The organism is Polyangiaceae bacterium, assembly GCA_020633205.1.
GTDB lineage: Bacteria > Myxococcota_A > Polyangia > Polyangiales > Polyangiaceae > JAHBVY01.
The window spans coordinates 1-6922 of record JACKEB010000034.1; the positions used below are offsets into that span (position 1 = coordinate 1).

Genomic DNA, 6922 nt, shown 5'->3' on the forward strand with positions numbered 1-6922 from the left:
GTACCGCGTGGATCGCGCGGGAGTCGTCCACTGCCGCATCGGCCGTGTCTCCTTTGACCAGCAGAAGCTCTCGGAAAACGCCGGCGCGCTCATCACCGAGCTCGTCGCGAAGAAGCCGTCGACCGCCAAAGGCGTCTACGTTCGTAGCATCACGCTCTCCAGCACCATGGGTCCTGGCGTGCGCGTTGACACGGCCGTCGCCCTCGGCGCACCGCAGGAGGAAAGCTGATGGACAAGGCACAGAAGACTGAGCAAGTCGGCGCGATCAAAGATCGCTTCGAGCGCATGTCATCCGCCGTGTTCCTGGACTTCTCCGGAATGAACGTGGCCGAGGTCAGCAGCCTCCGCGCCAAGTTCAAGGAGAAGGGCGTGGAGTACAAGGTCTGCAAGAACACCTTGATCCGCCGCGCCATCAGCGAGGCACCGTACGTCGACTCCCTGAGCACCGCGCTCAAGGGGATGACGGGCATCGCCTGGAGCTTCGAAGAGCCGAGCGCCGCTGCGCGCATCGTCAAGGATTTCCGCAAAGACAACGAGAAGCTCGTCATCAAGGCGGGTCTGCTCGATGGTCAGGTGCTGAACGACAAGGGCGTCGAGAACCAACTCGCCACCCTGCCGAACAAGGACGAGGCCCGCTCTCAGCTGCTCGCGCAGATGATGGCTCCGGCTCAGGCCATGGTTCGTCAGCTCGCAGCACCCGGTCAGAACTTCGTCTACTTGTTGGACGCCAAGCAGCGACAGGCTGGCTGAGGTCACCAAGTCCCCCGGGAGCTCGCTGCCTACGGCGGCTTGAGCCCCACCAATCGAGTTTTTCTAAGCATCACAACAACATCTAATTGAAATCTTTGCTTTCAAAGCTGCGGTCGTGACAAAGCAGCCCGCGCTTCGAAGAGCATCAGTAAGGAGCACCCAAAATGGCCGAGATCACTAAGGAGCAGGTCGTCGATTACCTCTCGAACCTTCCCGTCATCCAAATCGCAGAACTCGTGAAGGAGCTCGAGGACAAGTGGGGCGTGAGCGCCGCACCGGTCGCGGTTGCTGGTGGCGGCGGTGCCGTCGCTGCCGAGGCGAAGGAAGAGCAGACCGAGTTCGACGTCGTTCTGGCGGACGCGGGCAGCAGCAAGATCAACGTGATCAAGACCGTGCGCGAGATCACGGGCCTGGGCCTCAAGGAAGCCAAGGACCTGGTCGAGGGCGCGCCCAAGACCATCAAGGAAGGCGTCTCCAAGGAAGAGGCGGACGACCTCAAGAAGAAGCTCGAAGGCGCTGGCGCAAAGGTCGAGGTCAAGTGAGCGTCACTTGCCCTTGATTCATACAGCAAATTCGAAAACCAACACGCACGCGGCGGGTACCCCCGCCGCGTGGGTGCTTGGCCAATTGAAGGCCCAGCACCAGATCAACCCACCCACCCACGCAGGCAGGCGCTTCGTGGCTCTAAGCCAAGTGCCGCCCCATCGCGTTCCTACGACTCCTCACACTCGTTTCGTCACCACCTTTATCGCGGGACGACGCTTGCCAAGCCAAGCCGTCGGTACCCGCTAGAACTGTTTGAGCAGTCGGCTCGGAGGAATTGAGAATGGCGTCAGTCGTTCAGTCGAACTTTCGGCATCGTACGAACCTCGGGAAGGTCGCGTCCATCGTCGACGTCCCGAACCTCATCGACATTCAGAAGAGCAGCTACGACAAGTTTCTGCAGTCTGACATCACGCCCCGTGAGCGTGATCTGATCGGTCTGCAGTCTGTCTTCAAGAGCGTCTTCCCGATCAAGGACTTCGACGGGACGAGCGAACTCGAGTTCGTTTCGTACAACCTCGAGAAGCCCAAGTACGACGTCGAGGAGTGCCGTCAACGCGGCATGACGTTCGCTGCGCCGATCAAGGTCACCACTCAGCTCATGGTGTACGACGCTCGCGAAGGTGGTGAGCGAGTCGTCCGCGACATCAAGGAGCAGGAAGTCTACTTCGGCGAAATCCCGCTGATGACGGACTCCGGCACCTTCATCATCAACGGAACCGAGCGCGTCGTCGTCAGCCAGCTGCACCGCAGCCCCGGCGTCTTCTTCGACCACGACAAGGGCAAGACCCACTCCAGTGGCAAGCTGCTCTACTCCGCTCGCGTCATCCCTTACAGCGGTTCGTGGCTCGACTTCGAGTTCGACCACAAGGACATCCTGTATGTCCGCATCGACCGCCGCCGCAAGATGCACGCAACCGTGCTGTTGCGCGCCCTTGGCTTCAACACCCAGGAGCTCCTGAACCGTTTCTACGACACGGAAACGGTCTACATGAAGGGCCCGGGCAAGTACGAGAAGAGCGTCAACTTCGACCTCCTCGCCGGCCAGCGCGCGACCCGTGACATCAAGATTGGCGACAAGGTCATCGTCAAGAAGAACACCAAGTTCACCCGCGCGGCGATCAAGCGCCTGCGCGAGAGTGACATCGATCGCCTGCCGATCGAGGTGACCGAGCTGATCGGCAAGGTCAGTGCGGAAGACGTGATCGACAAGGAGACCGGCGAGGTCCTCCTGGAGTGCAACGAGGAAGTCACCGAGACCATCCTGGATCGCCTGCATGAGGCCGGCATCAAGGAGTTCCAGGTGCTCTTCATCGACGGCCTCAACGTCGGCTCTTTCCTCCGGGATACGCTGATCGCTGACAAGGTGAAGACCACCGAAGACGCGATCATGGAGATCTACCGTCGTCTGCGCCCGGGCGATCCGCCCACGCTCGAGACGGCGAAGACGCTGTTCCACAACCTGTTCTTCAACGCCGAGCGCTACGACCTCTCGGCGGTCGGTCGCCTCAAGCTGAACTACAAGTTCTACAGCGGCAAGGAAGAGGTCGACGTCCCTGGCCTCGAGACCACCACCCTGACCCACGACGACATCGTGGAGACGGTGCGTCACCTCATCGAGCTGAAGAACGGCCGTGGCAGCGTCGACGACATCGACCACTTGGGCAACCGTCGCGTGCGCGCCGTCGGCGAGCTGATGGAGAACCAGTACCGCATCGGTCTGGTGCGCATGGCTCGCGCGATCAAGGAGCGCATGAGCGTCTCTCAGGAGATCGACACGCTCATGCCCCACGACTTGATCAACGCCAAGCCAGTCGGCGCGGTGGTCAAGGAGTACTTCGGCTCCAGCCAGCTCTCGCAGTTCATGGACCAGACGAACCCGCTCAGCGAGGTGACCCACAAGCGTCGCCTGTCGGCGCTCGGGCCCGGTGGTCTAACCCGCGAGCGTGCAGGCTTCGAGGTGCGCGACGTTCACGCCACGCACTACGGTCGTATCTGCCCGATTGAGACGCCTGAAGGTCCGAACATCGGCCTCATCGCGTCGCTGTCTACCTTTGCTCGCGTGAATGAGTACGGCTTCGTCGAGACGCCTTACCGCACGGTAAAGGAAGGCGCGGTTACGCCCGAGATCAAGTGGTACAGCGCCCTCCAAGAGGAGGGGAAGTACATCGCCCAGGCGAGCACGCCCATGGACCCCACCGGTAAGTTCACCGGCAGCATGGTTTCGGCGCGTTACAACGGCGACTTCCGCATGACCTCGCCCGAGCAGATCGCGCTCATGGACGTTGCGCCGAACCAGATGGTGAGCGTCGCGGCGGCCCTGGTGCCCTTCTTGGAGCACGACGACGCCAACCGCGCTCTCATGGGCGCAAACATGCAGCGTCAAGCTGTGCCGCTCATCCGTACGGAAGCGCCCTTCGTGGGCACCGGTATGGAGCGCCGCGTGGCCATGGACTCCAACGTCTGTGTCGCCGCCAAGCGTGACGGCGTGGTCGTCAGCGTCGACGCCGAGCGCATCGTGGTTCGCGCCACGGGTGGCGAAGGCGACGAGGTCCCGGACATCTACCACCTGAACAAGTACCAGCGCAGCAACCAGAGCACCTGCTACACCCAGCGCCCCATCGTGCGCGCGGGTGAGACGGTGGTCGCGGGTGACGTGTTGGCTGACGGTCCCGCGTGCAACATGGGCGAGCTCGCGCTCGGCCAGAACGTGGTCGTCGCGTTCATGCCTTGGCAGGGGTACAACTTCGAAGACTCGATCCTCCTCAGCGAGCGCGTCACGAAGGAAGACGTCTACACCTCGGTGCACATCGAAGAGTTCGAGTGCATCGCCCGCGACACCAAGCTCGGCAAGGAAGAGATCACGCGCGACATCCCCAACGTGGGCGAGGAAGCGTTGAAGGATCTCGACGACGCCGGCGTGGTCCGCATCGGCGCAGAGGTGAAGCCTGGCGACATCCTGGTCGGCAAGATCACTCCCAAGGGCGAGAGCCAGCTCTCCCCGGAGGAGAAGCTCCTGCGCGCCATCTTCGGTGAAAAGGCAGGCGACGTTCGCGACAGCTCGCTCAAGGTACCTCCGGGTGTCGGCGGCATCGTGATCGACGCGCGCATCTTCTCCCGCAAGGGCACCGACAAGGACGAGCGCGCCAAGGCCATCGAGGATCAGGAGCGCGCGAAGCTCGAGCGTACCCGCGATGAAGAGGTGAAGGTCATTCGTGACTCTTACTTCCGCAAGATGCGCGACGTGCTCGCCGGCAAGGTCACCACGGCCAAGCTGGTCGACGACTCGGGTAAGGTGTTGCTCGCGAAGGACGACAAGCTCAGCGACGAGGTGCTCGACGGCATCCCGCGCAAGTACTGGGGCGAGATTCAGCTGGAAGAGGGCAGTGACCAAATCGCCCAGCTGCTTCATGACCTGGACGAGCTCGTCCGCACCCGCGAGGAGCACTTCCGCGACAAGATCGACCGCCTGAGCCGCGGCGACGAGCTGCCCCCGGGCGTGATCAAGATGGTGAAGGTCTACATCGCCATCAAGCGCAAGCTCCAGGTCGGCGACAAGATGGCCGGTCGTCACGGAAACAAGGGTGTCGTGAGCCGTATCCTCCCGGAAGAGGATATGCCTTACCTCGCCGATGGCACTCCGGTCGACATCGTCCTCAACCCCCTCGGCGTGCCTAGCCGTATGAACGTGGGGCAGATCTTGGAGACCCACCTTGGCTGGGGCGCGAAGATGCTCGGTAAGAGCATCGAGCGGCTGCTCGAGCACAAGGCGCACGTGGACAAGCTGCGTACGCGTATCCGCGAGGTTTACGCGAACGACGCCGAGGCCATGGTCAAGATCGACCAGATGACGGACGACGACATCAAGCATCTGTCGAGGAAGCTCCAGCGCGGCGTGTTCTTCGCCACGCCGGTGTTCGATGGTGCGTCGGAGGTCCAGATCAAGGGCGCGCTGAAGCTCGCCGGGGTGAACCCCTCGGGTCAGTCGATCGTGTTCGACGGACGCACCGGGGAGCCCTTCGACGAGGATGTCACCGTCGGTGTGATGTACATGCTGAAGCTACATCACCTCGTCGACGACAAGATCCACGCGCGCTCCATCGGGCCGTACTCCCTCGTCACGCAGCAGCCGCTGGGTGGTAAGGCGCAGTTCGGCGGTCAGCGTCTCGGTGAAATGGAAGTCTGGGCGATGGAGGCCTACGGTGCCGCCTACGCGCTCCAGGAGTTCCTCACGGTAAAGAGCGATGACGTCCAGGGTCGTACTCGCATGTACGAGGCGATCGTGAAGGGTGATTACACGCTGGAGGCCGGCCTGCCGGAGAGCTTCAACGTGTTGATCAAAGAGCTTCAGTCTTTGTGTTTGAACGTGGAATTGGTCGAGACGGCTACCGCAGCCGAGGAGTGAGAGGTTAACGATGAGAGATATTTTCTCCTTCTTCGAGAAGCCCAAGGATCCGCTCTCCTTCTCGGCCATGCGGATCTCGCTGGCCAGCCCTGAGAAGATCAAGGAGTGGTCACACGGCGAGGTAAAGAAGCCCGAGACCATCAACTACCGAACCTTCAAGCCGGAGCGCGACGGGCTCTTCTGCGCGAAGATCTTCGGACCGGTGAAGGACTACGAGTGCATCTGCGGCAAGTACAAGCGCATGAAGCACCGTGGCATCGTCTGCGAGAAGTGCGGTGTCGAAGTCATCCAGAGCAAGGTGCGTCGTGAGCGGCTTGGCCACATCAACCTGGCCACGCCGGTCGCGCACATCTGGTTCTTGAAGAGCCTGCCCTCGCGTATCGGCAACATCCTCGACATCACCCTCAAGGATCTCGAGAAGGTTCTCTACTGCGAGGCCTACATCGTCATCGATCCCAAGGAGACGGGGCTCGCGCTCGGCGACCTGCTCACCGAGGAAAAGTACGCCCAGTTGCTCGACGAGTACGGCGACGACGCGTTCGAGGCGCAGATGGGTGGCGAGGCCGTGGTCTCGCTGCTCAAGCGCGTCGAGGTGCACGACCTCGCGGAGCAGCTCCGTGCGGAAATGAAGGTCGCGACCAGCGAGGCCAAGCGCAAGAAGATTGCCAAGCGTCTCAAGGTCGTGGAGGCGTTCCGTGGAAGCGGCAACCGCCCGGAGTGGATGATGCTCAGTGTCATCCCCGTGCTGCCGCCGGACCTGCGTCCCCTGGTGCCCCTCGATGGTGGTCGCTTCGCAACCAGCGACTTGAACGACCTCTACCGTCGCGTCATCAACCGCAACAACCGCCTGAAGCGTCTGCTCGAGCTCAACGCGCCTGAGATCATCATCCGCAACGAGCGCCGCATGCTGCAGGAGGCGGTGGACGCGCTGTTCGACAACGGTCGCCGTGGCAAGACCATCACCGGTCCCAACAAGCGCCCGCTGAAGAGCTTGAGCGATATGCTCAAGGGTAAGCAGGGGCGCTTCCGTCAGAACCTGCTCGGCAAGCGCGTCGACTACTCAGGTCGTTCCGTCATCGTCGTCGGCCCCACGCTGAAGCTACATCAGTGCGGTCTGCCGAAGAAGATGGCCCTCGAGCTGTTCAAGCCCTTCATCTACAACAAGCTGGAGGAGCGCGGCTACGTCAACACCATCAAGAGCGCGAAGAAGATGGTGGAGAAGGA

The 6922-nt window shown here is 61.9% G+C and carries 5 protein-coding genes; all 5 read left to right on the forward strand.

Going from position 1 to position 6922, the window contains the following annotated elements; all coding sequences use genetic code 11:
- A partial coding sequence (locus tag H6718_37030) for a 50S ribosomal protein L1 (GenBank protein MCB9591068.1) occupies nt 1–229 on the forward strand: 229 nt, incomplete at its 5' end.
- Nucleotides 229–750, forward strand: a complete 522-nt coding sequence (locus H6718_37035) for a 50S ribosomal protein L10 (GenBank protein ID MCB9591069.1) — start codon at nt 229–231, stop codon at nt 748–750. The genes H6718_37030 and H6718_37035, both read left to right, overlap by 1 nt.
- 164 nt (nt 751–914) lie before the next feature.
- Nucleotides 915–1292 (forward strand): 50S ribosomal protein L7/L12, encoded by a 378-nt coding sequence (gene rplL, locus H6718_37040; GenBank protein ID MCB9591070.1) that lies wholly within the window; start codon nt 915–917, stop codon nt 1290–1292.
- A gap of 284 nt (nt 1293–1576) precedes the next feature.
- Nucleotides 1577–5698 carry a DNA-directed RNA polymerase subunit beta gene (rpoB, locus tag H6718_37045; protein MCB9591071.1) on the forward strand — a complete coding sequence of 1374 codons (4122 nt, stop codon included), beginning with the start codon at nt 1577–1579 and terminating at the stop codon, nt 5696–5698.
- A gap of 10 nt (nt 5699–5708) precedes the next feature.
- On the forward strand, nt 5709–6922 hold a 1214-nt coding region (locus H6718_37050), incomplete at its 3' end, for a DNA-directed RNA polymerase subunit beta' (protein ID MCB9591072.1).

Bases quoted from the DNA above. Each gene is read 5' to 3' on its own strand.
- H6718_37035 (MCB9591069.1), top strand. From the start codon at position 229: ATGGACAAGGCACAGAAGACTGAGCAAGTCGGCGCGATCAAAGATCGC.
- rplL (MCB9591070.1), top strand. From the start codon at position 915: ATGGCCGAGATCACTAAGGAGCAGGTCGTCGATTACCTCTCGAACCTT.
- rpoB (MCB9591071.1), top strand. From the start codon at position 1,577: ATGGCGTCAGTCGTTCAGTCGAACTTTCGGCATCGTACGAACCTCGGG.